Origin of the sequence: Runella salmonicolor, assembly GCF_024158025.1 — a bacterium.
Lineage (GTDB): Bacteria > Bacteroidota > Bacteroidia > Cytophagales > Spirosomataceae > Runella > Runella salmonicolor.
This window is the reverse complement of sequence record NZ_JAMZEL010000024.1, coordinates 22,278-47,867: the sequence shown is the minus strand read 5'-3', so window position 1 is coordinate 47,867 and position 25,590 is coordinate 22,278. Positions and strand designations below refer to the sequence as shown.

21 protein-coding genes are annotated in these 25,590 nt (G+C 44.8%); 17 read left to right on the top strand and 4 right to left on the bottom strand.

Annotated elements, in window-relative coordinates; translation table 11 throughout:
- Nucleotides 1-348: 348 nt before the first annotated feature.
- The gene (locus tag NCI00_RS28620) at nt 349-822 is read right to left on the bottom strand and encodes a helix-turn-helix domain-containing protein (RefSeq protein WP_253533306.1); all 474 of its coding nucleotides are present in this window, start codon (nt 820-822) and stop codon (nt 349-351) included.
- Nucleotides 823-1,049: 227 nt separating this feature from the next.
- Here NCI00_RS28620 and NCI00_RS28615 point away from each other — a divergent pair, with 227 nt between their 5' ends.
- The 4 genes from NCI00_RS28615 (at nt 1,050) to NCI00_RS28600 (ending at nt 4,476) form a co-directional block, all read left to right on the top strand.
- On the top strand, nt 1,050-1,310 hold the full coding sequence (locus tag NCI00_RS28615; RefSeq protein WP_253533304.1) for a hypothetical protein: 261 nt from the start codon (nt 1,050-1,052) through the stop codon (nt 1,308-1,310).
- 202 nt (nt 1,311-1,512) lie between these two features.
- Complete coding sequence (locus tag NCI00_RS29535; protein WP_253533302.1) at nt 1,513-2,097, top strand: C2H2-type zinc finger protein; 585 nt, start codon at nt 1,513-1,515, stop codon at nt 2,095-2,097.
- 656 nt (nt 2,098-2,753) lie between these two features.
- A complete protein-coding gene (locus NCI00_RS28605; protein ID WP_253533300.1) occupies nt 2,754-3,452 on the top strand; it encodes a hypothetical protein in 699 nt (232 codons plus the stop codon).
- Nucleotides 3,453-4,059: 607 nt separating this feature from the next.
- Nucleotides 4,060-4,476: a hypothetical protein gene (locus NCI00_RS28600; RefSeq protein ID WP_253533298.1), complete on the top strand. Its 417-nt coding sequence runs from the start codon at nt 4,060-4,062 to the stop codon at nt 4,474-4,476.
- 800 nt (nt 4,477-5,276) lie between these two features.
- Here the strand turns inward: NCI00_RS28600 and NCI00_RS28595 are convergent.
- Together NCI00_RS28595 and NCI00_RS28590 are read right to left on the bottom strand one after the other, a co-directional pair.
- Nucleotides 5,277-6,185 carry a hypothetical protein gene (locus NCI00_RS28595; RefSeq protein WP_253533296.1) on the bottom strand — a complete coding sequence of 303 codons (909 nt, stop codon included), beginning with the start codon at nt 6,183-6,185 and terminating at the stop codon, nt 5,277-5,279.
- Between the two features lie 111 nt (nt 6,186-6,296).
- Nucleotides 6,297-7,808 carry a hypothetical protein gene (locus NCI00_RS28590; RefSeq protein ID WP_253533294.1) on the bottom strand — a complete coding sequence of 504 codons (1,512 nt, stop codon included), beginning with the start codon at nt 7,806-7,808 and terminating at the stop codon, nt 6,297-6,299.
- Nucleotides 7,809-9,126: 1,318 nt separating this feature from the next.
- Between NCI00_RS28590 and NCI00_RS28585 the strand changes: the two genes are divergently transcribed.
- The 8 genes from NCI00_RS28585 to NCI00_RS28550 are packed head-to-tail and all read left to right on the top strand — an operon-like array spanning nt 9,127 to nt 13,140.
- Entirely contained in the window at nt 9,127-9,774 is a 648-nt protein-coding gene (locus NCI00_RS28585; protein ID WP_253533292.1) for a BRCT domain-containing protein, read from the top strand.
- Entirely contained in the window at nt 9,771-10,259 is a 489-nt protein-coding gene (locus NCI00_RS28580) for a hypothetical protein (protein WP_253533290.1), read from the top strand. Before NCI00_RS28585 ends, NCI00_RS28580 begins: the two co-directional genes overlap by 4 nt.
- 18 nt (nt 10,260-10,277) lie before the next feature.
- Nucleotides 10,278-11,018, top strand: a complete 741-nt coding sequence (locus tag NCI00_RS28575) for a hypothetical protein (protein ID WP_253533288.1) — start codon at nt 10,278-10,280, stop codon at nt 11,016-11,018.
- The gene (locus NCI00_RS28570; protein ID WP_253533286.1) at nt 11,018-11,716 is read left to right on the top strand and encodes a hypothetical protein; all 699 of its coding nucleotides are present in this window, start codon (nt 11,018-11,020) and stop codon (nt 11,714-11,716) included. The genes NCI00_RS28575 and NCI00_RS28570 overlap by 1 nt, the downstream gene beginning before the upstream one ends.
- A gap of 12 nt (nt 11,717-11,728) precedes the next feature.
- A complete protein-coding gene (locus NCI00_RS28565) occupies nt 11,729-11,983 on the top strand; it encodes a hypothetical protein (protein WP_253533283.1) in 255 nt (84 codons plus the stop codon).
- Nucleotides 11,980-12,426 carry a hypothetical protein gene (locus NCI00_RS28560; RefSeq protein WP_253533281.1) on the top strand — a complete coding sequence of 149 codons (447 nt, stop codon included), beginning with the start codon at nt 11,980-11,982 and terminating at the stop codon, nt 12,424-12,426. The genes NCI00_RS28565 and NCI00_RS28560 overlap by 4 nt, the downstream gene beginning before the upstream one ends.
- Before the next feature lie 12 nt (nt 12,427-12,438).
- Nucleotides 12,439-12,801 (top strand): hypothetical protein, encoded by a 363-nt coding sequence (locus NCI00_RS28555; protein ID WP_253533279.1) that lies wholly within the window; start codon nt 12,439-12,441, stop codon nt 12,799-12,801.
- Between the two features lie 45 nt (nt 12,802-12,846).
- The gene (locus NCI00_RS28550) at nt 12,847-13,140 is read left to right on the top strand and encodes a hypothetical protein (protein ID WP_253533277.1); all 294 of its coding nucleotides are present in this window, start codon (nt 12,847-12,849) and stop codon (nt 13,138-13,140) included.
- 6 nt (nt 13,141-13,146) lie between these two features.
- Here NCI00_RS28550 and NCI00_RS28545 read toward each other — a convergent pair whose 3' ends face one another.
- Nucleotides 13,147-13,344: a hypothetical protein gene (locus NCI00_RS28545; protein WP_253533275.1), complete on the bottom strand. Its 198-nt coding sequence runs from the start codon at nt 13,342-13,344 to the stop codon at nt 13,147-13,149.
- Between the two features lie 21 nt (nt 13,345-13,365).
- Between NCI00_RS28545 and NCI00_RS28540 the strand changes: the two genes are divergently transcribed.
- The 5 genes from NCI00_RS28540 to NCI00_RS28520 all read left to right on the top strand — a co-directional run bounded on the left by NCI00_RS28540 (nt 13,366) and on the right by NCI00_RS28520 (nt 25,586).
- Nucleotides 13,366-15,720, top strand: a complete 2,355-nt coding sequence (locus NCI00_RS28540; protein ID WP_253533273.1) for a hypothetical protein — start codon at nt 13,366-13,368, stop codon at nt 15,718-15,720.
- 10 nt (nt 15,721-15,730) lie between these two features.
- The gene (locus NCI00_RS28535) at nt 15,731-17,029 is read left to right on the top strand and encodes a hypothetical protein (RefSeq protein ID WP_253533271.1); all 1,299 of its coding nucleotides are present in this window, start codon (nt 15,731-15,733) and stop codon (nt 17,027-17,029) included.
- Nucleotides 17,030-17,110: 81 nt separating this feature from the next.
- Nucleotides 17,111-20,659 (top strand): hypothetical protein, encoded by a 3,549-nt coding sequence (locus NCI00_RS28530; protein ID WP_253533269.1) that lies wholly within the window; start codon nt 17,111-17,113, stop codon nt 20,657-20,659.
- A 17-nt stretch (nt 20,660-20,676) separates the two neighbouring features.
- Complete coding sequence (locus NCI00_RS28525) at nt 20,677-24,750, top strand: strawberry notch C-terminal domain-containing protein (RefSeq protein ID WP_253533267.1); 4,074 nt, start codon at nt 20,677-20,679, stop codon at nt 24,748-24,750.
- Complete coding sequence (locus tag NCI00_RS28520) at nt 24,747-25,586, top strand: hypothetical protein (protein WP_253533265.1); 840 nt, start codon at nt 24,747-24,749, stop codon at nt 25,584-25,586. Before NCI00_RS28525 ends, NCI00_RS28520 begins: the two co-directional genes overlap by 4 nt.
- The last annotated feature ends 4 nt before the right edge of the window (nt 25,587-25,590 follow it).

The window sequence follows — 25,590 nt, the reverse complement described above, 5'->3', positions numbered from 1 at the left end:
ATACGATAAAATCAGGTAAGAGGTACTCTAATAAAGGCAGAAAACTTTCCAAAACAGATAGGGTTGATTAAAACACAAACCTAAAAAAATCCAACGCTCTCCACAACTTTTGGTTTTGATCCGGTTAAACTTGAACCTCCCAGTCGGATACTCTATGTTATTTCAGGGAAAACGTACACACATTCCCTCTTTAGCATTTATTTAAAAGGGTAACGAAGAATGGGTGAGCAGTGAGTTGTGTATCAAATTGTGTATCAAATAAAAAAGCACTTACAAGAATTATCTCGTAAGTGCTTGATTTTTAGGGCTCCCGAGGCTGGGCGCTATTTTTTCATTATAAGCACTTAATTAACAAGCCGTTAATCCGCTTGGATTATGAAGTGTATATGGATTTGTATATAAAAGGCTAAAAAAAATATAAGCCTTTTCAAATCCGGCTACATATACACTATCCCACTTTCCCGAGAGCACCAAAATAGTCTCTGCCTGGCTCTTAACAGTAGTTCTTAAATCTCTCACTGTTTCTTCAAGCTCAGTGATGTATCTCATTAAATATCCATCACCTTTTTGCTCTTCTTTTTGTTCTTCCGAGAGCCCTTCCATCCTCCGGTAAATATCTTGGGCATCTATTTCTAGTGCTTTAGCCCATTTCTCTACAGACGATGTATTCATATTCCTCTTACCCAATGCTGAAGTAATACTTTGAGGCGTAATTTCTAACCGTCTCGCAATCTCTGCTTGAGTAAACCGACTTTCTTTTAGAATCTGCCTCAAAACTTCGCCTATTGGTTTTGAGGCAGGCGTTATAAGGTTTTTTGACATTTTTTAGGTGATTTTAGGTGGATTCGCCATTAAACAAACCAAAAAAAGCAAACATAACAAACTGAATATCTGGTTTTTACAGAATACTATCAACCAAAATAAGATTTTTAGTTGATATTTATAATGTTTTAACTTTATATTTGCCTGATTTTTATACTGACTATTGCCTGACAAATATCAGACAATTCACTAACAAAGCAAAATCCTTTATACAAAATGTTTTTAATATGTATTTAGCAGACAAGTACATAAATATGTGGGATACAGGCATCAAGGCAGGCAAGGGTGGAGGCCGTGTTGAGTTTGTTGAAAAATTTAATGCTCGTTTTGGTTATACAAGTGAGCGAACACTGGCCCGAATATTGGATAAAGAGAAAGAACCTACCCCAGACGAATATGAATGGCTGGTTGAAATGATAGAGAAATATTGGGCCTTCTATAATCCCAAAGAAAAATCCAACCGTAAGAGCGTAAAAAATATTTTTTAGGATTGTAAACACTCCTCAATGAAAAATTAATTAAGACATAGGGAGACTTAATAGTGTATGAGTTAACAAGACTACCTGCTTTTTCAGGTAGGCGGTTAGAGGGGAGCAAGTGAAATGGGATAAAGTTGTGATGCTCCCCTGCCGCTTTTTTAACCAAAGAACCTTAGAAAAATGAAGTGTAATATGCTAAACTTTAACCCTCGTGATACCCGGCACAATTAGCGTTAATGTACCACAACAGGACAATAAATACTTGCATGAAATGGAAAAAATCATGCACGAAGTCCTGACCACTCTTCATAATGACATGCTTAATCAGCGCAGAGGTTGTTTTAGGGCGCTGGAAACGAATGCCGAGAAAGCAGGCGTTGAACTTATGTTGTGGATTAAGGAGTACACTTTTAAAAATTCTATACTTCCCATTGAGTTAACACCTAAGCCAAATCCAAAGTTTGACCGCGAAGAGCATTTAGTGAAAATGAGGAAAACGATGGAGTGCTACTCAGACAACCTTGGACGATGGACATTCCATCTCCAGCGAAAAGGATATTATCAATTAATCAACGATTCTTACAAGGCCAATGTCCCGCTGATTGAATGGCTCGTTTCGTATTACGCTGAGCAGAACCCCAATTTAAAATCCATCGTTTCCCCCATTGAATATAAGTGCCCTGCTTGTGGTAAAGAATTCTCCAGTCAAAACGCCCTTAACGCACACCGCGTAGAACAATGTCGGGCCAAACACCAACACAATTCGACTTCACATGTACCCGAAAAAATCAATTGACATCAGCCGTCAATGGGCGGACGAGGTTTGCTGTGAGATTGAGCTGTGCTCCATGTTATTTCAGATTTTATTGAGACGGCATCTTTACTATGCCTGTCAACTTACAAATGAGGAGTTTTTGAAGCGAGAAGGTGTAACCAAAGTAACACATATTGCAATGATGATCTATATCTACGAAGAAATTTTTGTTGAGGAACCTCTCACAACCCCCTCTGTTTAACTATCTCAAATTACTCTATCTCCTTCTATTGATTAATTTTTGACCGATTATGATCCTAATCAAACGCAACCGTTCCCCTTAAAGCTACTGACGATATTATCCATCGTGACTGCTGATTTCGTGCACAATTTTCAGCTATTCACCACCCCGCGAGGAAACATAAAAATGTCCGATTAGACGTATATTATTCAGCGTTATCGCTGTTTTTTTTAGACCGGATAGCAGTTATTCGGTTAGGGGTAATCCTCGAATTCTGCTTTCAAAGAAAGCAGTTATACAAAGTTTACAGAAGTTTTCAGGTGTTAACTTAAAGTTAGGAAACGCGATTTTAAAAAATTTTCCCAAACTCCAAAAACGCCCACTGTGGTCCAGCTATCCCCATTTTAACAAATCTCATTTGCATTTTTTAATATACACTCAAGCTATTTTAAGTCTCATGAACACAAAATTCAAAGCTAACCGTGCCGAGTCGGAGTACTGGTGGCAAATACACCTCGACCCGAATAACGAAAACAACAGAGTGCCCTATTTGACAGGTTACTCCGAAGGCAAAGGCAAAGAAGATGAACAGAAAGACCGGCTTCTGATGAATAAAGTCAAAAATCCCCTTTCCAGATATTTTGAAAGAATGACCAGCATCGTTGTTTACCGCAATAGTGCTCTTACCCCAAAAGCCGAGCATTTGCCGATTCTGACCCTCACCCGTTATGGTTGGACTAGCAATGATAACTGGTTACTTCAACGGCCGTTTCTGGTCAATTACTTTAACAGCCTGTATAAAAATGGCAAAATTAACCTCTATGCCGCCCACGATAAAGAAGTCATGCAGAAACGGATTCCGATGGAAGTATTCCGTGAGCACCTGCACCACAAAATGCGATTCAGAAATCACGACGAAATATTGGCATTTTGTGATTCAAAAATTTCAATTTGCGGTAAACCTGCGGTCGAAGGTTGGTACCAAATCCACATTCATGACTTTCAGCCCGAACTTTTAGAAAAGGCAAGGCCAATTCAACCGATTTCGTCAGCCTTCCTATCCCTTGAAACCAAAGAGCCATTTGATTCTCAGCAATTTCAGGCTTACCAAAACGGACTAAATGAGCTTGCCAATAAATTCAATGCAAGGAAATGAAATTCCATGTGGTTACGCCAAAATATAAGAGCGCAGAATTTGAAATCAGTTGGGTTCAAATCGACCATTGTTACCATGCATTCGAATATTACTGGCGGAGTCTACCGAATACAAAAGAAAAAGCACTTCGGGTCGAATACGCGCTAAAGCTCTATGATACATTGGAAAGATGGTTGAATACACCCAAGTTTTACACCAAGTTTAATCATGGCAACGAGTATCTGGTTAAGGTTAAACTGGATTATCGGTTAGCCATTCTTCTTTTTGAGGTAGCGGAATATGCCAATAGGCCAATGCACCTATTCGACCTGATGTGCAGAATTCAAAGTCATCTACTTGAGTATTTTAACATTAGAATTGAAAGCACCAAAGTACACTGGAACGATTCGATTACAAGCATTTCAACTTTCTAAGTGCTAATTTTTTCATAAAAAACAACCCTGCAAATCGTATAATGAGCTATTTGGGTTGGAGCGTGCTAATCGTAATGCCTGATTTACAGATATAGGTAAGTTACTTACTTAGAGTTTATTATAAATTATTTTCAACCACCATTCAACTGGCTTTATAAGAAGCAATGATATGAATGACCATAACGGAGCGGTAGATGCCCATTAAGTACAAATACTACCCTAAAAACTGGTTCACCGAACTTCGGCCAGCCGTTCTCGACCGGGCTAAACACGCTTGTGAGAACTGTCTGGTTCCGAATCATGCCGTCGTCAGGTGGGATTCGCGATCTAAAAAGTTCATTCGTTACGAGAATGAAATGCCAAAGACCTATCAAGAGGCGCAAAAACTGCGAAATGAACTTAATGATGGCTACATGACCGACTTTATTGACTGGAAGGTAATCAAACTTGCCATTGCCCATCTTGACCATGATGTACGAAATAACGACCTAACTAACTTACAAGCCCTTTGTCAGCGATGCCACCTTAACCATGACCGCGCCGATAACGGCCGACGACGACGATACGGAAAACTGTACCACAAAGACCAACTAGTAATTGATTTTAGATGAAAAGGTTAAATAGTATGAACAGGACTTTCTTATAAATACGGGCAGTGATTAGCCCTATTTTTGTTGTTACAACATTACAAAATCATGACTACGACTGCTTGCCCAGTTAAAATTACCACCACGACGGCCTTTAGATTTGAGAGCGAGTATAATAAAACAAAATTAGGCACCTACCGTCGTTATGGTAAACAGATACCCTATCGCTCGACAAGGCCAGCGACCTATGGGCCTATTCAGACCCCGTTCTGTTTTGACTTGCAAAGGTTCGTATAGAAATGTGGGACTCCAGTCCCGTTACCAAGGTATCGAACAACAGGGCAAGTCGTTTTTTGTGTACCTAGTAAATTTCATGGATTTTATACAATTCTTTATTGGTGTAGACATTGCTAAAGTCACTTCTGGTTGTGTAATGGTATTCTGCAAAGAAGTACGCCCAAGGCGTTAAGAGCGCCCTACAGCTGCTGAAAGCAATGCCCCAATGGAACCCCACACAGGCTGTTTTTGGCATGTAACACACCCGTAACTACTACGCCCACTTGCTTGATTTTCTGCATAAACTACACTTTTCAAACCTAAAGGCCCAAGCGTTGATGCCCCCAAGGGATGTGACTCTGGTTGAAGATGATTTACTTACGGCTAAAGCGCCTGTAAGTCGGCTCTAAAGTAACTTACGAACACAGACTATAAATCTCCTAAATAGTATGAATGTCCAAAATATGGCTGCTCACTTGGACGCTTTTGCAAATTTCCAACCTTGGTTCCGTTCTTTACACAACAAATGGTTTTATAAGAAAGCCATGCTAAGAATTATTTGATATGAAAAAACTACCGTTATCAATAATCGCAAAAATATTATTGTCTTTATAAATTTTAAGCTTCAAGCGGCCTATTGTCATTTTTGTGTTATTGCTAGTCCTTTGTTCGGTAATTTCTAAACTGCCCTCGGTTTTGAAATTACGCCACTCTTTAGGAGTGTATAAAAAGTAATAGTTTTTATCAATAACACCTAAATATTCTTCAAATGTTACCGTTAAATTCAAAGAACCACTGGTGTTTATATTATATACTCCTGGTATTAAAGTCGAAATTGGAGAATTAATATTAAAACCAAACCTTAATCCATCATTCGTGTAAAAGCTATAGTTATATTCATTGGATTTGAAAACAGCGGCACTAAATGCGGTATAAATATTTGCTTCTGCTCCATCCCCAAATTTTATACTTCCATCTAACTCATTTTTAACATTTAAGCACTCTTTACTATTGATTTTAACATTTTTAACATATCCATTGATCAAAATTGAGTCTTTGTGATATGGTAAAAAAACTAAACCTTCATATTCATATGATAAATTATTATTAATACTGTCATAACTAAATGACTTGATTTTGAAAGTTTCTTTAGGATTAAATGTTGATGATTTATAGTTTTTGCTATTGTCTTTTATATCTACTAGTGTTACGGAATTTATTTCTCCATTTTTAGATAAATTAAATAACAAATTATATTTGAAGTTGTTCTCATTTGAGTTTGATAAGGACACGAAAAAGTTGTTACAATCCTCATTTCCTGATACAGAATTTTCTAGTAAATACTTAATATTTTTTACATTAATCTCTGCTTTTATTTCTAAAGGATCAAATGTTGCGTTTTTATTGCACCCAATTATTGCAAAAAGGGTTGATAGGACAATTATGGAATTTTTCATAGCTCTAAATTTATTACTTGTATTTATAAATAGCTATTTTGTTTCAGCCTATTTTCTGTTATAAATTACTAAAAAAATAGACTGAAACAAAATAGCGAAAAATGTATAAGCTTATTGAACTTTAATTGGTTCAACAGTTATTTTATAGGCAGACCCATATTCTTGTAAATTGTAATAATTAATCCCAAAAATAGACCCAGTACCTGTTATAACATTATCAGCAAAATTAACTATACAATCTCCCAGTATATCGCTACCCAAAGTAGTAACGATTTGGGATGTTATATTTTGGCTTTGTTGAAAACTAGAGCCAAATTTTAAACCTACTTTATTTATTGTTCCCGAAGCATCAAAGTTAGCTGCAAATGTAGCACTATTCTGAAATGTGGTAGTTTGTGTTTCTTGAGAATCTATCTCTTCAACACTGATTTTTATTGATGTCGAATATTCATATAAATTCCATTTAAATATTGAAATATTGGGATTTACTTCCTTTGGCACAACATTAATAGGCGCGTAAAATGTAACATAACCCACCTGATAAGCTTGATATTGGATTTCAAATATATCCACTGGAGAAGCATAATAAAAATTAGAGACCTCGGCTCCAACTCCGTTTTTAGCATTAATAAGTGCTTTGAACTTAAAAACAAAGCTTCCAGATGTCCAAAAAGCCGTTTGAGATGTGTTATCAATGCTGCCTAAAAGTTGAGGATCTTCAGTTTGATCTGCTATAACACTGTAGGCGTTTCCATTGACAAATTTAAAACTTGTAATTCGTTCCTCAAAATCATAATTAAATGGGCCACTACTGGAGCTTAAGGATAACCCATAATAGATATGATCTCTGTGCCAATTGTCTGTATTTTGGAATATAGTATAGGCGTCAACTATCTTACTGTTTAGTGTTCCAAACAGAGCAATACGCTTGTTTTTCTTAAATTCTTTGTCAAAACAATTGTCAATAAATTTGTATTCACCACCATCTGAATCTTTTAAAATTCTATTTGTATTAGTTCTATTATAATCAATATGATTTTTGCTTATTAATCTAATATTTTCTTTTACAACTACAACTGGAAAACCTGGAATATATTTAGCAGGTATCACTGACTCGTTTAGTTCTGAATCAATAACTGGAATATCATTAGATGTAAATGACCGAATTGCTACCTTGGGTATTTGAGTTTCAACATTCCATTTGCTAGCAGAAAAAGACTCCATTGGCAATGATGGAACAAATATTGTTAAGGTGGGCAAAAGCCTTTCAATATCTTTGATTTTAGCTCTGTTATCCATATTTTTTAATATTAAATCTTTGACTTTGACATTGTTTTCCAAGGTTTTATTCTTGATAAAGTTATATAAAACGTCATAATCTTCGTCAAATTGTTTTAGCGCTTCTGACTTTAAAATCTCTCTAAACATTTTACTTTCTTTCAAGGATTTAGCCAAAGATATAGCAAAGGATTTTTTTAAATATTCTTTTTCCTCCAACCCAGCTCTGGCATTTTTATAGCCCTGTTTAGGGTTTATTTGGTCATCACTTAAATTCGTTTTACAAGAAAGCATGAATATACATACAAACAAACAAAAAACGGATTTTAAATTTAAAGTTTTCATTTGAAAATGGTTTTATGTGAATAAATTGGACTCCTTAACTAATTACCTATTTTTTAATTTTTTAGCAAATACTTTTCTAAATACATATTTCTTTTATTACGGTAATATATATTACCGCCAGTTCTTGACGTGAAATTAAGTTTGTCAATTACCCTTTTGTTAATAAATAATTAACAAAAGGGTAATTGACAAAATAATACCTTGTATTAATGTTCAGTATTTAGCTATTTATGTACAGATAGATTATTGTCTGTATGAAAGCTTTTAAAATCAAGAATGATTTACTGATTTGAGAAGGGTAGTGTGTGTGTGTGCAAAAGTAGAAGAATAAAATTTATCATAAAATACCGGATTTTCGGTATTTTATGATAAATTTTAGAATTTGTTGAGATTTTTTTACTTATACAAGGCTTCGTTAAATGATTAATTGGTAATGAATTTAACCGCCTCTGGCCTGGTTAATGTCGAAAACTGGTTCAAACACTTAGCCTTGATTCTTAACTTATCTCAACTTATGGGCTTGTGGGATGTCGGCTTCTTAATCCTTCGCCAAAAATCGTTTTTAGCCGATACAGCCATGTATCGGCTAAACTTCGTCGGTAGTCTTCCACTTGTTTTTCCATTCGGCCAACCCAATCTTTTTGCCTGTTAATACAGCTTGGTTTCGTTGATGCCCTTGTCAGTCCAAATAATAGCGTTAGTCCATGGGAAATAACGGATTGAATCTGAGGTTGATATAGCTAAGTCTAAGTACGAAATAACTTTAATTTAAGTCAAAAAAACAATTTTCACAATATAGGAAACTAAGGTTTCCTACCATTACAACACAAGGGTCTTCAACGCATGTACCCTCATGTACATACAAATGTAATTACAGGAAGTCTTTGGGTTATTTCATTCCCTCAAAAAGACCAATGTCCAGTTTATAATACTCACAAAAGGAGCGCACGGTAATCCGCTTTTTGTTCAGTGACTTACGAACCTTGGACATTACTTGGTCAGCATAACCATTCGCGTAAACACCATTTCTAGTCAGAAACTTGGCATTTACTTCAACATTTTCATTGTTCAACACGGGCATTCACTTTTCACAAATAAGGTTTCTAACGTAGAGGAAGGCATTCATTTGCAAATTAATCATATTCTTTTTTTTCTGCAAAAACCTTGGTTTCCTTGGGGAAACCCAAGTATCTGGACTATCCCTGTATCTAAGGATACCTAAGGAAACCTAAGGAATCCTTATGATACCTAAGGGGGGGCTTTTGAGCACCCATTTCTTGTTCCCAACTTCGTAATCGGAAATCAGCCCTTTATCCCAATGACCGACTACAAGCCAACCGTTCGCGACCCTTACACCCAACAGGTATCCCTGAAAATCGGCGCTTCGCTCGAACGGTTTTTTACTGAATTGGCCCAGCAAACAGGTGTGCACGTAAATATTATCTACCGCGATGCCTTGACCCACTTTAGCCAACAATTGAATGCGGCCGAACGCATCAATCAACAGGAGGTGATTCGGGGGCAAGACAAGAAGATTGTCCACCTAGAGGAAGAACTGCGCAGCCTAAGGTTGTCAGCATACCCCGTTCAAATGGCCGTAAAGCCCCCTTCAGAAGCGCCTATTTCAAAAAAATATGGGGACGATGAAGCCTTTCCACCGCAGGAAAAACCATTTGATGCCCCGTTGAAAACCTCCGAGGAATCGGTTGCCCACATGCTGGAAGCATTCGGAAACCTGAACGTCGTCAGAGGCATTCGTGAAGTTGCCCGCCTGGTTGAAGAAGGAAACATTGATTTTGAGCGGTCCACAATCGTGGAGCACTTCAACGGTTTTTGCCCCGACCTGAAAAGTAAACGTGTACAGGAAGCCATGGAATGCGTGGCCACCCACGTTGAAAACGGCACCGTCAAATACGAAGCCAAACATATCCTGTCTTTGTTCCTCACGTTTATGCCCCAACCATGAAGCTCGTTCTGATTGACGATGAAAATTACATCATGGTACGCTATGGAGAGTTTACGCCCGAACAGGCCGAACAATTCTTTGGTGATGCTTTTGAGTCGATTACCTTAAAACGTCGGATGCAATCGGTGTATGGTTCGGAAGCGGAAATGGACGCCTTTCACAAAACGGCCCTTGAAGCAATCCATTTCCAAAGGACCATTCCTGAAATCATGGTGCGCAATGAAGTCCAGCTGCGCTTAGTGACCGACACGTTGGCCAAAATGGGGTTGGTACACGGAAATCCAGCAGCGATAGAAGATTGGATACGCCCCTACATCGCCAACGAAATACAGAGGCAGGCAAACCGTGAAAGTATTTTCAAGCGCACGACCGCCAAATTATCGGCTTACCGAGAGCAAGTAGGGGATTGGGTCAGGGCCCAGCTATTCGGGGGAGCCTCACGACTATTTGCCCGCATCATCAATCATTTTACCCGTAAAAAGTAGTCATTCTACCCTCCACTTATGACAGCCTACTCCAATGTAAGAGACCGATATTTTGCCGTTGACGAACTGGTTCAGGCCACGCAACAAGCGGGCCGGGCCTTTGAGCGCGTACTGGCTGATAAACCAGCCGAGCCGCCCATTGCCCGGCACGTCACGCCGCAGGAATATACGAACCCTGAACAACAGCCTACTTACCCGCCGTCGCAAATGCCACCGCAGGGTCAAGTCTCACCGCCTTTTGTCCCGCCTTCCATGCAGCCCTACCTGCCGCCACCGCCCACCCCACGCTACAAAGTGGATGAAGCATTTTTGCGAAAAATGGCCCGTTTGAAGGCATCCACGAACCTAAAGTACTTGGCAACCATCAGCCGTTTTGCCCGCAACATCGTGGGGAATATGGCCGCTTCCAATGCCATGGTAGAACTCGTGGAAAAATACGAAAAAGGGTTCAAGATGACGGAGGAAGAACTCGAAATGGTCGGAACCGTGCAAAAGGCCGTAACGCAACGTCGAAAAATTGAAAGTACCGACGCCAAAATCCTGACCGACGAGGAGATGCGTGAAATCTACGAAGAGTTGCTGTTTCAGGAGATGTACGACCATAATGAACGGGGCGTATTGGAGTTGCAGAACCCCAAAGACTTTATCTGGAGCTACACCCTCCTGACGTTGGCTGAAATCGCCGAAAACGGCCGAGAAGTAATTGGGGACCGGGTTTCGGGGGCCTTCAAATCGGTGTCCAAAAAGTTTAAAAAGTAATGAATCCGAAGGGCAATATTTGGTTGGCAGGGGGGAAACGTAACGTAGGAAAAACCCACACGGCGATGGAAATCGCCCAAGAGTTTTTTCTGCGGAGTAACGTGCCCAAAAGTATCATTGTGTTTGACCACACCCATAACTCCAGCTACAATCCTTACGCGTTAATGCCGCTCACGATCGGGGATTTATATTTCCTGCCGAGACAGGAACGTATAAAGGGTATCGTTCGCTCCGATGACATTGACGGATTCGCCCAAGTAGTGACGGAACAGGTGGAACGTTGTTCCATTTTGTTCGATGATTGCGGGGTGTTATTTCGGGGGAATTTGACCCGTCAACGGGAAAAATTGTTAAAAACCCCGAAAAACAACGGTAACGAATTGATATTTCAGGCGCATAGTTTCCGAGAAATTGCCCCTGCGCTGTTGGAACAGGCCAATATGTACATCGTAAAAGAAACCGTCGATGACCCTACCAATCTGCCCTCAAAAGTGATTGCCCGGCAACAAATAGGTCAATTGCTCATTGATGTCATCAAGGAAAATTTCGGCTTAGAATCCAATAAAAAATGGGCAACCCGTATTTACGACACCGAAGACGATGAAGTGTGGATTAGGGATACCCAAACGGGCATTTTCCACCTTGCTCCCGGGGAAGATTACTTCCCTTTTTCCAACAAAAAACGCTTTTTAATGTAATCATTCAACCCCATGAATTTTACGCAGGATTTATCAAAAACCAGCCTTGAGGACTTGGCAACCCTACTCGAAGAGGCCAAGAGTGCTCAAAAACACCTCACCCAGCACCCCAGTGTACCGCTTCGGGTGGTGTCTATTTACCATTTGGGAAAAGGGGAGCTTTTCACCGTGGAAACCGAGCTTTTTCAAGATTTTGTCTTGCCCGAGTTAGCCCGCATCGAACAAACAATCCTATCTGTCATCCAAAAACGCACCGAAAAGCCATGAATCCGCAAGACCTCCAAAACCGTTATTTTGAGGGATACAACCGAAATCCCGTTCTCGAAACCGAAAACCGCCCGGTAGATGTATCACTGGGCAAAATCCTGATGATGGTATTCGTCCTGGTCGGCCTGATGCTATTTGCCTTCTACATGGGCGTAGTTGAGCCGCTGCTGAGACCCAAAAAGCCAGAAAAGCCAGAAGATGCCCCCAAACCCGAAACGGAACCCATTGTTATTCAATTTCTGTCCAATGACGAAGCCATGCCCGCCAAAAGAGCGCCAATCGATGCGGAGAATTTACAGGATCGCTGGCGGGAAAATATGAGCGGCTATGGTTTACTGGAAGAAGTAAAATTAAACGGTCATCGTTTGGGCGAAGAACTTACGGGTAGCCATCCCGACAGTGATGAAGATTTGCCCAATTCTCCCGAAGGGGAGGGGAAATAAGCATTCAATGAAATGCCCATCAAGCGCCTTACCTTTTCGGAATATGAGGAAGCCAGCGGACTCCAGAGGGGTCAGTTATGGGATTGCCTTACCGAAAAGGAACGGGGGCGATTGTCCGAGTTAGGCTTTCGCAAGCGCCGGTACCTCTCCAATGGTGTCCGGGACTACCTGATGGAAGTGTTTCCTTTACCCGACCATTTGACCGAATTGGTAAGCCTGACGCAGTATGAGAAACAGTGCGGTTTTTCGAAGGGCGAACTCAAAGGGCTACTGGATGAAGAGCAACAAAAAAAGCTGGGTGATTTGGGTTACCGACCCTTTCAAAAGCTGCCTTTCAGGGCCATTCTCTTTTTAAGAAGTCTCGGTCTGTATTAAAGGCCACAAAGATAGAATCAACAACAAGTCTGCAAACGTGAACCCATGAGTAAATACGAAGCGGTTTTCCCCCAATTACTGTCGTTAGTGGAAAAGGGACATCCCATCAGTAAAGCACTGACCAAGGTAGGGCTGTGCCGACGGCGTTTTTATGGTAGATGCCCCAAAAGGTTAATGTCGGAATTACTGCACGTCAGGGCCACCAAGTCGTTGAAACCCGCGACCAATCTGCGTTGTGCGGAATTTAGTCCCATGTCGGAACTCCCGAAGGCGGCCCTTCTCCATCCCTTTGGGGACGACGTGGAATGGGAAGACGGTTGGAGTGGGGAAGTTGCTTAAATGCGCTTAATTACCCCAGACATGGTTGAAGCCCAACCGGCTGCTGTGCGCCGCATGTTGCGACCAAAACACTCTATCATCTTCTTTAAAATTTCCATTCAGGTAGGATTTGGGTGCAGGGTGTTCGATTTGGAATACGCCCGCTACTACCTGCCTTATCTTTTGACTTTTCAACTCATCGCCTAAGCGATTTTCATTCTTCATTTCACAAGGTAAATCAAAGCTATGAAAACAAGCCTGAAAGCATTCAGTACCCGACAATGGTTCATTGCCCTGTGCTTTTTGCTGGTTACTGCCCAAACCCACGCCCAACTCACGGTCAAGGAGGGCACAAAAAACAAGACCGTTGCCACCCAAGAATGGGTGAAGGAGTACGTCAAATCACAACTGAAACAAACCACGCCGCCGTCAACAACTCCCGCTTCTCCAGTTGTTGATGCGCGCCCTGATTGCGCGGTGGGATTGACATTGCTAACGGTTACCCCTTCCAAAACGCAGCTTGAATTTACTTTTCACAGCCTCGACGTACAAACGATTGACTACAAGATCAAGTCGGGCAATGTGACATTGACCTCGGGCAACACGGGAAAGCTTACCTCCTCAAGGGTATATCTCCCTCATTCGCTGCCCGCTGGCAATTATACGCTACAAATCAAGGCCACCAATTGCAAAAGCGACTCCACCACGGGCGTTAAGCCGTTTACGGTTATAAGTACAACCGTTCCCCCCGTGAGCCCCACCAATCCTGACCGAACGGGCACGGGAAACGGTAAACTTACGCCCATTAAAGACCCGTTATTGCCGTCTGTTGAACGCACGGGCAACTACGAGTTAAGATACATCGAAAGCCGACCCGATAACCACCTTGATTTACGAATTTCGACCAAAAATGGGCAATTGTACCTTACCGACGTGGGCAGTAGTCTACGCTCCGCAAGCTACACCCTGAACGGATGGACGGATTTAGAAAACTGTGGAAAATTGCAAGAGGAGCCGATACGGCCGTATCGGCTTTACCACCTTTCAAAATTCTCCGTCGACGTTTCTGACCTCAAAGACAGTTGGCGGGCGGAATACGCCGACCCAAGGGCGGATTACCGCCGCAGCGAGCTTTTTTTTTACGTGGTGCCCACGAGCGAAACCTGGAACCCCGTGGGCGAGTCTCCCAATCCCATCGGCCGACCAGCGGCATTTGCCCGAATCCCCCCTTTTCAGCTTAAAAACAGGCTCTACGGCTTTGAATACGACCTCCGCGATGAAACCGACCAGCGCAAGGAAGAACTTAGCATATCGTTTAATTGGAAAGTACAACACCAGAAGCTTTATTCCGACGTACTGACCAAATACCTCCTCTCTTTGCCCCCAAGAGCCGACGGAAGCCGAAGGGCCTTCCACGATTTAACGAAAAACGAATGTTTTGACTTTGCAAATCGGTTGCAGGTTCAAAAAATCATGGCCTTCGACATTGAGCCAGGGGTAGAATCAAAGTGGATCATTGACTACGATGCGCCTAATTTTACCACGAATATGAACTACGTCCTCCAACGCCTCGAAGAGCGGGGGGCGAAGGCGTATAATTGGATGGAGTCGCCCGGAAAATCCGTCAAAAACCTGACCCTTGACAATGCCGTTCTGTCCCCCCACGGAGGGTATGGACCAAGAAACCGCGATATTCTAAAATACAAAGAGGCGTACCAGCGCCTTGGGGACCTAAAAAAACGGGATAATGGGGGCACAATCATCAATACGGGATTTGGCTACACGGGCTACGACCAAAACTTTTCTGATTCGGACGGAACGGGGCAAAACATAAGCCCCCAAATCACCTATTTAAAAGCCCTCGATGCGACGGAGCTTTGGAGCCGCGCCCTGCCCGAAAAAGAACAGTCGTACTTTTCGTGGGCCTTCAGTGAGTTTGATTTTTACCGATTTCCGCAAAACCATTTCGTCGAAATACCGCAATACAACGCCGTAGTCAAGAGAACCGACAACAAGCCGCTGTATCCGCCAGGCTATTTCAAAGACAATCTTACGCTGGGGTTAATCACCGCTAAGTATTTGTTTTATTGGTGTCCGGGGCCATTGGGTTGGAATCCAACCAACACCACCACCCATGCCAAGGAGTACGTCGGCAAAAACGAAGATGGAAGCGATAAGTTCCACGTATGGACTTACGAAGCGGGAGGCAGCAGACCACCCCTTTCGGACAAGTTCTACGCGGGAAAAGAAGCAATGGCGCTCAATTCGACCATCGTTGCCGCGTACACATTTTCGCAGGTGCAGGACGCCATGGACGGCACCCGAACCGCGCCCAAATTTACCTACGGCCGGGCCGCCAAGGATGGCAACGTACCCGTTAGCCTCACGGTGGAAGCCATTACCGATGGTAGCTGGTACAACGACGCCATCACTAAGCGTCAACCCTTTGTGGTGTTGTGCGAAAACCACGGAAATCGGGCCTTGCTGGTACAGGATGTTTGGTCGCGCCCGGGCCGATTCACCGACTTCGAAATCAGCATCGACGGAAAAATCTACCCCGTGCAAACGGAAGGGAACGGCCTGTTTGTCACCAAGCTCTAACGTGAAGAAAATGCCTAAAAACCGCTTTAAATTAAGCCCCCGCTTAATGATGGGGCAACTTTCCAACCCAAAGCAAAAACGCTTTTGGGTTGCGTTGACCCTTTTCGGGTCCGTTTTGGGGCTGATTTTGTGGAAATGGTTAGGCAAAAAAGGGGAAACCAAAAAGACAGCCGCCGTCACCAAGTTGGCGGCTAACGCACGCACCGTTCAGCCCCTGCCCAACTACACCATGCTGTTTTTGGACACGCTTGAAGGCTTCTCGGACGGTGATTACGCCGTCAACGGGGAAGTGATTACGGCCGAATACCTCGAAAAACAGGTTGATTTTGCCGCCAGTGCGGGCATGGATGGCATTCTGATTGCCATCCCGATTGACCATGTGTTCCAAACCGATGGCACCACGAATTGGAAAGTAGTGGAGCACGTATTCACCTACGCGAACCAAAAAGGGCTGTTCATCATCGCCAAACTGCGGATGCTTCCCGCCAAAACCTATCTTTTCCCCCTGCTGAACGTAGCCGACTACGCGGGGGGAAGCTCCTCCATCAAGTTTACCTCCCCCTTTTGGGATACCTACGCCAAACAGTTTGCCCAGGAATACAAAGACCGATTCGGAGATTGGCACAGGGACGGCAGTATCCTTTGCGTGATGCCCACGAGTTCAGACCAACAGGAATGGGGCTATAATTCGGCCGCTGGTCTGCATGAAGGAAGTTATGGGCAGCGCATCGCCCAAACCGTCCGTCGACTTCATGAACTAGCCGACCTCTTATCGCCGCTTTACGTCGGGGTGGACTCGGGCAGTTTCTACGACAGTGGAGCGGCCAACGGCAGGGGAACCTCGGCGGTGCGTGATTTGGCCGCCAAAACCAATGTGATGTACATTAAGGACAATCCCGACCACACCTATGACATTCAATTTGACTCGGCGCTGGGTCTAACCACGGCCAAAGACAAAGGCGGTTTTTACATGGTCGAGCACACCAACTCCCCGCCAGGTCAGGTCACGGAATCGGTCACGAGAGGGGTAAAAACTTCGTTTGATGCGGGGGCCGACATTGTAGGTTTGGCCTTCGTCTACGACGAAGCTGGGCAGGCGGTTGCCACGGAAATCATCGGTAACCTGAAAACATCGGGACATTACCGCCGCCCCAAAGTGGCATGGCATCCCGTGGGCGAAGTGACCTACACCACGGGGGAGCTTCAGGCCAACGGCGGTTACGGCGGGGCTATTCTGAACCGATTCCGGGATAAGGTCAATCAGAACGGCGGAAAACTACCCCGATTGGTGGTTAATAATACCCTTTAAAACGTCCAAATAAAAAAGCGAAAAAAGGGGCTTTCCAGCGAATGAAGGCCATTTTTTTGAAATTCTGTAAACAATTTCCCCATGCTTTCATCCCCCGCTTCGACCGACCTGATTGTTCGCAAAGCGCCTTTGCCCATGACCACCTTTGTGGGCATCTGTGAAGATTATATCCCCCAAGCCATTGCCCAAACCAAGGTACTCGCCCGTAAATTCAACGCCCATGCAGGAAGCACTACCGAGGACATTTGTCGAACGATTTGGGCATGGTGCAGGGTTGAATTCAACTACCAGGAAGACCGCCTTGGTTATGAAGAAATCCGCCTTCCTCGCAGGTCCTGGCAAGACCGGGAAACGGGCATTGACTGCGAAGATTTCGTCATTCTGGTTTCAGGCATTCTTCACCACCTCGAAATCAACCACACCGTGCGCATGACCGACTACGGGGACGGCTGGCAACACATCTACCTCAAAGTAGGAAAAGTGACGCTTGACCCCGTAAACCCCATCTTCAATCAGGAACCTGCTTTTGTGCAGAAAAAAGATTGCCATATTGACGTAAAAACCCACCAAAAAAACTACCCGCTACCGAAAAAATACGGTGGTTTATCGGGCTTGGGAAAGGGTAAATGGGATTTTGTGGACGAAATCACCAACGGCCTGCGCAAAAACCAAATCTATAATCGGGTAAGCCTACAAAACACGGCCAAGGCAGCTTATGGCATTGAGAACCGGGAAGTGGTCAAGGAACTGACCGAACTGGCCTATTTTAACCATGCGGCCCATGTGGTCGATGTGGCCCCCTCTGCCGAGCAGGCTTACGAATCACTCGTGCAGCATTACCGTACCCAAGCCAACAGCAGTTTGCGCACTTCAGAGAGCATCCTGCTGCAACAGTACAGTACTCCTTTGCCGATGTCCTACCTCATCGGGCATTTTTGCGGCATTGACAAGCCCATGCGCACGGTCTTTGAACCGACCGCCGGCAACGGATTCTTGCTTGTGGCCGCTGGTGGGCGCAGTTTGAGAGGGTCATGGGTCAATGAGGTATCCGAGAATCGGTACGAAAACCTGCGGCGACTGGCCCAAAACTATCAATTTACGGTTACCAAAAATGACGCGACCGACCCAGCTTTTTACGCGGGAGTACCGACGTTTCCAGCGGTGTTGGCCAACCCTCCCTTCGGGTTAATGGAGCGTCGGAAGTTTGACAAAATTGTCACCAAGAAAATAGACCACTGGATTATCCTGAATGCGCTGACCCGAATGCAGGATGACGGCCGTGCCGCCTTCATCATCGGGGGCCACACCCACTACGATGCCGAAGGTCGCATTGCCTCAAGGGACAAATCAACGGGTGACCGCTACTTTTTCAATTACCTCTACCATCACTATCACGTTGCCGACCTCATCAACGTCAACGGGGAACTTTACAGCCGTCAGGGTACGCAGTTCGACGTAAGAATTATCCTCATTGACGGCCGTAAAAAAATACCAGAAGGCTATGCGCCTTTGCGTGACAATGCCAATGAAACCATTGCCCAAACTTGGGAACAGCTTTGGAGCCGGGTAAGTGTTCATTTTTCTGGAAAGGACAAATGGGCCGACTACCTCAAGAAACACTTCAGCGTCGGACAAAAAGTGTGGGTGGTGGAAAACGACTTTAAAAACTACCTCAAACCGCGCTCTGCCAAGTATGCCTTGGCAACCATCCAATCGCTTCAAGCGGAGAAACCAGACAGCATTCAGGTGCATATTCCGTTCGGTGAGGCAGTCATAAATACTCATGTGGATGTGTCGAAGGTGTATTTTGAGAATCCTGCTGAGAACCCCAATACGGCATCGGTCTTGAAGCTTTACCCCATTGATGCTGCCGTTACACCAGAGAACAGCATAACGGAGGCTGAAAAGCTCATTAAAAATGGCATCGGCCTTTCCAAATCAGCAAATTATACACCCAAACAATGGGCGAACATCGAAAAGATAATGAATTGGTTGGTAGACAATACCCCCTACGTATTTGGCTACAACTATGATACCGAAGTTACCGAATACGCCCTCCAAGAACCCTACACGAAGCATTATAACCGGATGGGAATGACAGCGCTGTTGGCCGAACTCTACGTCGCAAAACGGCCCATCAGTGTGCAGGAAGCCAACGCAGAACTGAAAAAAGACGATTTGCAGAAAGATGTATCACTCACTGAGTGGGACAATGACAAAAAAAATGATAACGGCACAGCAATGAGAGCAACCATAAAACACAATACCCTCCAAAACGGCATTGAAATCAAATTCGCGGGTGATCCCGGTCCAACACTGATTTCATGGCTCAAATCCAATGGCTACCGTTGGGCCCGTAAGGGACATTGGTACGTTATTTATTCCGAATCGCGTTGGAAAACCATCAATGCCAAATTTGGCGAAGGGTCGGAAAGCAGCCCGGCAGAATCCACATCTGTTCCCACGCCTGTACCGGTACAAAGCAAAAGCCCTGACCGCAGTGTCGCTGAAAAATTGGTTGAATTCCAGAACCGTCATGAAGCTCAAAAAGATTACTATGAGCTCAGCTACCCGGATTTCAGGGCAAAGGTCAGAAGCTTACGGCCTGCTTATTTCACGGTAAACGGCATTAGGATTGAAATGGAATACCGGGACGGAACCATTGCCGGAAGCCATTTGCCCAAAGGCCGAAAACGCCCGGATTTTTACAGTCTCAGCAGCATTTACGATATGCTTCAAAATCGTTGGCTCCAAGCCGGCGGCATATTGCCGTTTGAAACATTGTCTTCCAACGAAAAGAATAAATCACGTTTTCTCTATACCCGCGACCTTGATTATTTTGTCAAAGTCTACCCGCAGCAGGCAAATGCCCCGGACTACAAAGAATGGATATCGGAAGCGGAAAAAAGAACGGAAATCAAACAACGGGAAATTGACAAATGGAACCGTTATCGGTTGAAATACCTCAAAGAAAAAACGACCGTGTACGTGCTTAATCTACGGGCAAAATCCGGAGATAAGATGTTTCTCAAGGGGGTTGTTGAATCAAGTATCCAAACCGAAATGAGCTCAAATCGATATGATACCGTTCAGGTTGCCGTACCGATGGGCATTATTTGGGAATTGGGGAACCGCCTTCTGAAAGATGTGTATTTTGAAAATCCCGACGAGAACCCCGATGCTAAATCTGTACTGGAACTCCACCCGATAGACGATGCTGAAAAACCGCAGGATGATAAAGCGGAAGTGGAAAAGTATATCGGCATCGGCTTTGACAAATCGGCGGGTTATCAGCCCGAAGCGTGGGCCAAAGCCAAAAAGATAATGGATTGGCTGGTGGCCAATACGCCCTACGTCATTGCCTACGATTACGGCTACGGAAAGGGTAAATACTCCATCGAAGACTTCTACCAAGACCACTACAAATTTGGGGAAATGAAAGCGCTGTTGGCCGAGCTCTACGTCGAAAAACGCCCCGTTAGTGTGCAGGAAGCCAACGCAAAACTGAATAAAGGTGATTTGCCGAAAGATGGTCTACTTACTGTTACAGACAGAGACAAAAAAATGAAACTCATGCGCATGAAAGCCAAAGCCATCATTCTTAAACTCAAACTCCTCAACCTTTCCTAAAACTTTTTAAACAGTTTATGAAAACCAATAAAATGATTAAGGCCAAATCTACCAAGTCTGCCAAAAAGCCCGTTAAACGCAAAAAATCCGTTTTAGGCGAATTGGGAGCCGCCTATTTACCAGCGGCTAAAACCCGCTCCATGAAAGTGGAAACCCCCGACAGCATGGCCGCCGAAACACTCATGGCGCAGACGGAATTAAGGGCGTATTTGGCGGCTAATTTTGGTTCATCCATGTCGGTCGAAGAATACGTGCGCCGAAAGCTCGCCTATCCTACCATGCAGGATTTGGAAAACAGCCTGTTTGCCGAACAAATTGACGGGGTGGCGCTGGCCATTTACAACATTGAAGCCAAAAATCAGGGGATTATCATCGGCGACCAAACGGGCATTGGCAAAGGTCGTCAGGCGGCCGCCATCATCCGTTATGCCATCCTGCGCGGGAAAAACCCGATTTTCTTTACCGAGAAACCCAACCTTTTCTCCGACATTTTTCGTGACCTGATCGGCATCGGCAGCGAAGACGGCAGTCAAATCAAAAAGCGTCGCAACCAGTCGGCCGCCAAAGAATGGGACGAGCTTACCGAAGAAGAACAGTTGCAGTATGACAACCTACCCGAGAACTACGAAACGTTTTTGAAGGAAAAAGGCGCTAAAAAAGTGGCTACGTTCACCGAAAACAAAGCTTACGACCTCAAAAAGGGTGTCCACGTGGTCCCCTTTATTGTCAACTCCCGTGAAATCAAATCGTCCATTAAGGATGCCGACGGAAACATTCTGTACGAAGCCCCCGAAAAGAGCGAGCAGGAAGGCATTGTTGCTTCCATGAAGTTGCCACCGCTCTATAACCTCATTATGCTCACCTACTCGCAAATTGCCAGCGGTAATAAAGTGAGTTATGAAGGAGGCGAGAAAAAGGTTACTTATGGAAAAAAGGCCAAGTTTATCGTTGAACTTGCCCAAGACAACATCGTCATTTTAGACGAGGCCCACAATGCTTCAGGCGGAGATTCATCGACGGGAATCATCGTACGGGACTTGCTAAAAAAATCGCAAGGGACCGTGTTTCTTTCGGGCACTTTTGCCAAACGCCCCGAAAACATGGCGCTGTACGCCCAAAAAACGGCCATCGGGGACGTAAATTCCACTTCGGAAGGACTGGCGGAAGCCATTGAAGTAGGCGGGGTGGCCATGCAGGAATGGGTATCTTCCATTCTGGTCAAGGAAGGTCAGATGATTCGCCGAGAGCGGGGGATGGAAAATACAGGGGCGGTCGTCAACTGGATTACCCTCGACGAATCGGCTCCCCTGTGGGAGTTGCCCAATCTGCAAGACCATCATCGCAAAACCGTGGATACCCTAACGGCCGTCATTCGCCAAATTATTGCTTTCCAGACCGCGCACGTGGGCTCCGTCGTGAAAGGTATGAACGAAGACCTCAAAGACGAACAAGGGGAAGCGGCGCTTAATCAGGGAACCAAGGGAGCAGGCGTTGACAACGTACCTTATTTCTCGAAAGTATTCAATGTCATCAACCAAATCCTTTTTTCCACCAAGGCCGAAGCCGTGGCCCTACACGCCATTCGTCGGCTCAAACAGGGCAAAGCGGTGGTCATTGCCTTTGCCAACACGATGGGTAGCTTCATCGACGAACTAACCGAGGAAGGCTTGGAAGACCGCGAAGGCGGCACCCGCATTAAAACCGACTTTTCATTGGTGCTCGAAAAAGCCCTGCGCAGTGTATTAAAAATTCAAATTGCCGACGGTTGGGGCAAGAAACAATACCGGGCGCTTTCGATAAGTGAGTTGTCGTTGGAAGGACAGCAGGAATACCGTCGCCTCCTTGAGGTAATTCGTCAAACCACGACGGACATTCTGGTGTCTCCCATCGACGTGATTAAACACCTCATTTCCTCCCAAGGATACAGCATTGCCGAGGTAACGGGCCGCAGCAAAGAAGTTCGTTTTGACAAACCCGTGACGTTGGGCCGTATGAATGCCACTTCCAGCATGAAAACAGGGGTGGTGTTCCCCCGTGCCAAGGAAGATGCCGCCGCCGCCTTCCGTCGTTTCCAAAACAATGAAGTGGATGTGTTAATGATTAACCAATCGGGCGCCACGGGCGCATCCGCCCACGCCATTCCCACGGCCTTGGTTCCTGCCTCCAAAGTAAAGCAGCGGGTAATGATCATCGCGCAGGCCGAATTGGACGTGAACATTGAAGTACAGAAGTGGGGACGCATCAACCGAACGGGTCAGATATTGCCCCCTATCTACGATTATATTATATCAGCCATCCCTGCCGAGCAGCGCCCGACGATGATGTTGCAAAACAAACTGCGTTCGCTTTTTGCCAACACCACAAGCAGTCAGAAATCATCCAAGGACATTCTGCAATCCAACGACTTTTTGAACAAGATAGGGGACCGGGTGGTAAAGGAATATGTGGAAGTAGACCGCGAAGAGAACGGAAAAGAGTCCGTTTATGCCCTGTGTGACCTTAAAAAGTGGGTCAATCAGGAAGGTGGCGTAGAGGAGTTTGCCAAAAAAGTAGCCGGTCGCGTAGCCATTATTCCCACGGCTCGGCAGCAACAGTTTTACGACGAAGTGGCCGAAACCTACAAAAAGGAAGTCGAGCGGTTGGTCAATGCGGGGGAATACGATTTAGAGGTCGAAACCCTTGATTTGAAAGCCAAACTCATGAGCGAAGAACTTTTAGTGGGGGGAAAACCTGATGCCACTTCGGAATTTGGAAAACGCTCCATGCTGGGCTTATACGAGGTCAATAACCTCAATAAACCCTACACGATTGAGCGGGTAAAACAGCTCTTGGAGGAGCGCATTCCGGCGGGCATGAAAGGGTACAATTTTGCCCAGGAGCAAAGAAATATTGCCAACGCCTTTCTGACTAAAGAAAAAGACGGCAAACTCCGCAAAATCGTGGAGGAATATGAGGAGGAGGCCAAGGCCATCCGTGAAAAAATCAACCGGGCCAAAACCCCCGAAAAGGCCGAAGAATTAAAAGCCGTACTGGATAGCTTGAAAATCAATTTTGACACGGATTATGAACTCAGGCAAACCAAAGAGAACGTCTTAATTGCGCAGGTGATGGGAATGGTCGGTTATTTTTATCCCAGTCGCCAAATCGTCTATGACGGGGAGTTGATGGTTTGTCTGGGCGTCAAACTGAATGAAAAAGCCAAGAACCCCTACAGCTTGGGCAAAGTGTACGTAGAATTTGCCGTCGCCTCCTCCAAACGTCGACTCAGTTTGAATCTGGCCAAAAGCGGGTATTTTCTGCTGACGCTTATTCAGGAGTACAATGACAAAAACCGCAATTTTAGCAATAAACCCCTGGGTGAGTTTTGGGAGTACGGAGTAAAGCAGCTTTCCGCTGACCGCATCCCGCTTTACATCATTACGGGCAATTTGTTGCAGGCAATGGCGCAGGACGCTTTTCAAAAAACCCGCATCATTGACTTTACCATGGCGGACGGTAGCGCCCAGAAAGGGTTATTGGTGCCTTATTCGGTCATGGAACCGCCCAAATTGGGCGAAAAAAGGACCATCACCAAAATCATTCCTTTTTCGCAATGCGCCCCCATCGTCGAAAAGCTGTACATGGGTCAAACCATCGGTAATGATAAAATGACGGTGTTCGGGCCCAACAATAACTACCGAATCATGGTGCCTGCTTCCAAAGCCAAAGGCGGGGAAATCTACACCGACCGGGGTTTATTGGACTTGGTGGTAAACAACAATTTAACCAAGTCTGGCGAAAAAATGACGGGCAATATTCAGCCCGGCAAAGTGGCCGAATTCTGCCAATACCTCTCGACCCGTTTTGGCATGTCGTGTGCCGTTTCGACCGCACAGGCCAATATGCTCATGCCCGAAAAACAACCTAATGTACAGGATTTCAAAAGCGTCATTATGGGCTATGAGCCCTTCCCGCCCATGCCAAAGGTGTCCGTCTTTCCTGCGACGGTTCCCGTCGAAAAAAGCGATGCTTCAGAGCGTGAACGCAAGAGAAAGCGGATGTCCATGAAAGCAAGGGCCATTATTCTTAAACTCAAATTATTAGAGCTATGAAAATGAATCGGCAACTCCGATTGTCGCTGGGCAATCTCCCCGAGACCCCAGTGGCCTTGCCGCCACCCGTTAAAATCACCCCTTTGGATAAGGAGATTGTGAAGTTATTCAAACCTTACCTTCCCGCCAAAGCGGAGAGAAAGTATGCGTTTGAGGGAATCTTTTTTGACGAAAAGGGCATGATGGCGACCAATCAGCACCTTTGCCTTCACGTTGAGAAGCAAACGGAACGATACGGCAGTTTTGAACCCAACGGGCAATCGGTGGTGAGCGTTATCCCGAAATATGACCTCCTTTTTGAAGACCTGCGCAAGCGCAATACCGTCAAAGTGGATTTGGATGTTGTCAAACTCCGTGATTATCTCCACGAAATCATCCCCCAAATGGATGATAAACAACCTAATGTGTATTTCGTGGCGCACCACGACCGGGTAGTGATGTACAATGCCGATTACCTCAAACGCATTGTCAACACGCTGCTTTCCCAAGGGGTCAAACGGGCCGTTATCCGGTTTCGGGAAGACAAAAGCATCGAAAGAGAAGCTTTCCTGATTGAAACCGAATTCCCCATCGGCAAGGCCCACCTTGTGTTAATGCCCGCTTCTTTCGAGCAAAAGCCTGAATTTATTATTCAAAGAGGCGCTGGCTATTTCCAAAAGGGGGGCAAGGAGCCAGTCCAAGGGATTTACTATTTCGAACGCAATGAAGTGGTTATGCCTTTGGAAACCAAACGGGAGACACAATCCGTCCCCATTGCGGCCAAAAGCAATAAAAAGAAATGGATGGCCATGCGAGCCAAAGCCCTTATCATCAAATTGAAACTTTTAAATCTTTAACTTT